This window comes from Streptomyces sp. NPDC002265, from assembly GCF_040296125.1.
GTDB lineage: Bacteria > Actinomycetota > Actinomycetes > Streptomycetales > Streptomycetaceae > Streptomyces.
In genome coordinates this window covers 1-3,948 of the sequence record NZ_JBEOWS010000563.1, presented here as the reverse complement: position 1 = coordinate 3,948, position 3,948 = coordinate 1, and the positions used below count along the sequence as shown (strand labels likewise).

Here is a 3,948-nt window from a genome sequence, read left to right as displayed (position 1 = left end):
CTCGTACCCCCGACCGGATTCGAACCGGCGCTACCGCCTTGAGAGGGCGGCGTGCTAGGCCGCTACACAACGGGGGCGAGGATCTAACGTTTCCGCAGATCCGAGCTGGTCTACCTGGACTCGAACCAAGACTAACTGAACCAGAATCAGTCGTGCTGCCAATTACACCATAGACCAATGTGGTTTAGACCAACTGCGTACCCCCGACCGGATTCGAACCGGCGCTACCGCCTTGAGAGGGCGGCGTGCTAGGCCGCTACACAACGGGGGCCCTAGCGATCCTGCGTCGAGGGCAGCGGGAGCTACCCGAACTGTCCTCGCGGGAAGGATCTGTACCCCCGACCGGATTCGAACCGGCGCTACTGCCTTGAGAGGGCAGCGTGCTAGGCCGCTACACAACGGGGGCTTTGCAGATGAGCTCTGCGAGCTGGCCTACCTGGACTCGAACCAAGACTAACTGAACCAGAATCAGTCGTGCTGCCAATTACACCATAGGCCACTGGAACGCAATCCCCTGAAGGGATCTTGCTCTAGTTCGCTCCCCCGGGTTTCGGGGCCTTTCGGCCCGCTCTCCGGCGGCGCAGGAAGAACATTACCTGAAGGTGGACGGGGCTCCAAAACGGGTATCCGCGCCGAGGATCGCGGGAAGTTCGGCGAGGGAGGTGATCCGATGCGGTCCGGCCTGCGCGTCGCCGCCGGTACACGCGCCGTCACGGTCGATCCACACCGACAGCAGCCCGGCCTCGGCCGCGCCCCGTCCGTCGATCTCCGGGTGGTCGCCGACGTACGCGACCTGCCGCGGGGCGAGTTCCAGCGCCTCGCAGGCCGCGTGGAAGGCGCCCGCATCCGGCTTGGAGATGCCGAGCTCCGCCGCGCACAGGACGGTCTCGAAGCGGTCGCGGACGCCGAGCACCCGCAGCTTGCGCTCCTGCACGGTGAGGCTGGAGTTGGAGAGCACCGCGTGCCGGTAGTCGGCCCCGAGGGCGTCCAGGACCGGCAGGACGTCCGGGAAGAGGGCCCAGGCGGTCTCGTAGTGCCCGATGTACCGCTCGAACCAGTTGTCGGCCTCGGCGTCGCTGAGCGGCGCCTCCAGGAAGACCCGGACCCGGTCCCTGCGCTGTCCCTGGAAGGTCGTCTCCCCCGCCGAGAAGCGGGCCCACTGCGAGTCGGTGACCTCCCGCCACCGGGCCAGGGCGAGCTCCGGGGTGCCGAAGCCGGCGAGCAGGCCCTCGGCGGCCAGGTGCGCTCGCATGCCCTCCCGGTCCGCGGTCGTGTAATCGAAGAGGGTGTCGTCCACGTCCCAGAGCACTGCTACGACCGGCATGAACCCGACAGTACCGCCGCACCCGCCCTCCGGGGGGCTTCTCCGGTGAGACGCCGCAGGGGGCGGCGTCCGGACCTCCGGACACCGCCCCCTGCACGGGTTGCGCGGGTTACGCCGCCAGCCGCGCCAGCGCCGCGTCGATACGGGCCAGCGTCTTCTCCTGGCCCAGGATCTCCAGGGACTCGAAGAGCGGGAGGCCCACCGTGCGGCCGGTGACGGCCACCCGGACCGGGGCCTGCGCCTTGCCGAGCTTGAGGCCGTGGGCCTCGCCGGCGGCCAGGACGGCCTCCTTCAGGGACTCGGCGGACGTCCAGTCGGCGGCGACGAGCTTCTCCCGGGCCGTGCGCAGCAACGCGTCCGAGCCCTCCTTCATCGCCTTGGTCCAGCTCGCCTCGTCGAAGACCGGCTCCGGCAGGAACAGGAAGTCGACGTTGTCGGTGATCTCGGAGAGGACCTTCAGCCGGGTCTGGGCGTGCGGGGCGACGGCCTCCCACTTGGCCGCGTCGAAGTCCTCCGGCGCCCAGGGGGCGACCGGGGCCTTCAGCCAGGGGGCGCAGCGCTCGGTGAAGTCCTTCACGTCCAGCAGCCGGATGTGGTCGGCGTTGATCGCCTCGCACTTCTTGAGGTCGAAGCGCGCCGGGTTGGGGTTGACGTCCGAGATCTCGAAGGCCGCGACCATCTCGTCCATGCCGAAGATGTCCTGGTCGGCCGAGAGCGACCAGCCGAGCAGGGAGAGGTAGTTGAGCAGGCCCTCCGGGAGGAAGCCACGCTCCCGGTACAGGTTGAGGGACGACTCCGGGTCGCGCTTGGAGAGCTTCTTGTTGCCTTCGCCCATCACGTACGGCAGGTGGCCGAAGGACGGGATCTCCTTGGCGATGCCCAGCTCGATCAGCGCCTTGTAGAGGGCGACCTGGCGGGGGGTGGAGGAAAGCAGGTCCTCGCCGCGCAGGACGTGGGTGATCTCCATCAGGGCGTCGTCGACCGGGTTGACGAGCGTGTAGAGGGGAGCCCCGTTGGCGCGGACGATGCCGTAGTCCGGGACGTTCTCCGGGGTGAAGGTCAGCTCGCCGCGGACCAGGTCCGTGAAGGTGATCGTCTCGTCGGGCATGCGGAAGCGCACGATCGGGGCGCGGCCCTGGGCCTTGTACTCCTCGACCTGCGCGGCGGTCAGGTCGCGGCAGTGGCCGTCGTAGCCGGAGGGCTTGCCGGCGGCGCGGGCGGCCTCGCGGCGGCTGTCCAGCTCCTCCTGGGAGCAGTAGCAGTGGTAGGCGTGGCCGGCGGCGAGCAGCTTCTCGGCGACGTCCTTGTAGAGGTCCATGCGCTGCGACTGCCGGTAGGGCGCGTGCGGGCCGCCGACCTCGGGGCCCTCGTCCCAGTCGAAGCCCAGCCAGCGCATCGAGTCCAGCAGCTGGGTGTAGGACTCCTCGGAGTCGCGGGCCGCGTCGGTGTCCTCGATACGGAAGACCAGGGTTCCCTGGTGGTGCCGGGCGAACGCCCAGTTGAACAGGGCGGTGCGGACCAGGCCCACGTGGGGGTTACCGGTGGGCGAAGGGCAGAAACGGACGCGTACGGGTGCGCTAGCCACGCTTGACAACCTTGTTGGTGAGAGTGCCGATGCCTTCGATGGTGACGGCGACCTCGTCGCCGACAGCCAGGGGGCCGACCCCTGCCGGGGTGCCCGTGAGGATCACGTCGCCGGGGAGCAGCGTCATGGCCTCGGTGATGTTGACGATGAGATCCTCGATCGAGTGGATCATCTCGCTGGTGCTGCCGAGCTGCCGCTGCTGTCCGTTGACCGTCAGTTGGACGGTCAGGTCGGACGCGGTGGCGAGGTCCAGGCCGGTCTCCACCCACGGGCCGAGCGGGCAGGAGGTGTCGAAGCCCTTGGCCCGCGCCCACTGCTTCTCGCGCTTCTGGATGTCGCGGGCGGTGACGTCGTTGGCGCAGGTGTAGCCGAAGATCACGTCCTTGACGCGGTCGCGCGGGACCTCGCGGCACATCCGGCCGATCACCACGGCCAGCTCGGCCTCGTGGTGCAGCTCCTGGGAGAAGGCCGGGTACTGGATCGCGTCGTCGGGGCCGATCACCGAGGTGGAGGGCTTGAAGAAGGCGAACGGCGCGTCCGGGACCTCGTTGCCCAGCTCCTTCGCGTGCTCCGCGTAGTTGCGGCCGAAGGCCACCACCTTGTTGGGGAGCACCGGCGGCAGCAGCCTGACCTTGCTCAGCGGCACCTTCGTGCCGGAGAGCTCGAAGTCCGTGAACGGGATGCCCTTGATGATGTCCAGGACGAGCTCGTCCTGCTTGTCGCCCTCGACCGCGCCGAAGGCGACGTTCCCGTCGATGGAGAACCTGGCGATGCGCACGGGATGCTTGGCCCCTTGACTGAGCTGGCTGGAGTCTGACGCTCCAGGCTAACGCGGCAGGGGGCTCACGCCTCGCGCATTACGGTCCGTCCGCACGCCGCGCGCGGCCGGGTCCGCCGGACGAGCGGAGCTGACACGGACGGCGCGCGGGGAGCGGAGAGAGCCCGGGGAGCGGAGTCGTACGGGTGGCGGGCGCGCGGGCGGCGGGGACGGAGAAGGACGGAGAAGGGCGGCCCAGCCCGCCGGGGGGGCGCTCTACGT

Annotated in this window: 3 protein-coding genes and 5 tRNA genes; all 8 read right to left on the bottom strand. The window is 69.3% G+C overall.

Annotation, left to right across the window (positions count from 1 at the left end):
* Positions 1–4: 4 nt before the first annotated feature.
* A tRNA-Glu gene (locus ABT085_RS44820) sits at positions 5–77 on the bottom strand.
* Positions 78–105: 28 nt separating this feature from the next.
* Positions 106–177: transfer RNA gene (locus ABT085_RS44815), tRNA-Gln, on the bottom strand.
* Between the two features lie 21 nt (positions 178–198).
* Positions 199–271: transfer RNA gene (locus tag ABT085_RS44810), tRNA-Glu, on the bottom strand.
* 62 nt (positions 272–333) lie between these two features.
* A tRNA-Glu gene (locus ABT085_RS44805) sits at positions 334–406 on the bottom strand.
* Positions 407–427: 21 nt separating this feature from the next.
* Positions 428–499, bottom strand: a tRNA-Gln gene (locus ABT085_RS44800).
* Positions 500–592: 93 nt separating this feature from the next.
* Positions 593–1,324 carry an HAD family hydrolase gene (locus ABT085_RS44795; protein WP_351622544.1) on the bottom strand — a complete coding sequence of 244 codons (732 nt, stop codon included), beginning with the start codon at positions 1,322–1,324 and terminating at the stop codon, positions 593–595.
* Positions 1,325–1,433: 109 nt separating this feature from the next.
* A complete protein-coding gene (gene gltX / locus ABT085_RS44790) occupies positions 1,434–2,918 on the bottom strand; it encodes a glutamate--tRNA ligase (RefSeq protein WP_351622541.1) in 1,485 nt (494 codons plus the stop codon).
* Entirely contained in the window at positions 2,902–3,687 is a 786-nt protein-coding gene (locus tag ABT085_RS44785; RefSeq protein ID WP_351622538.1) for a fumarylacetoacetate hydrolase family protein, read from the bottom strand. The genes gltX and ABT085_RS44785 overlap by 17 nt, the downstream gene beginning before the upstream one ends.
* Between the last annotated feature and the right edge of the window lie 261 nt (positions 3,688–3,948).

Excerpts from the sequence above, each read along its gene's own strand:
- ABT085_RS44795 (WP_351622544.1), bottom strand. The coding sequence starts at position 1,324 with ATGCCGGTCGTAGCAGTGCTCTGGGACGTGGACGACACCCTCTTCGAT.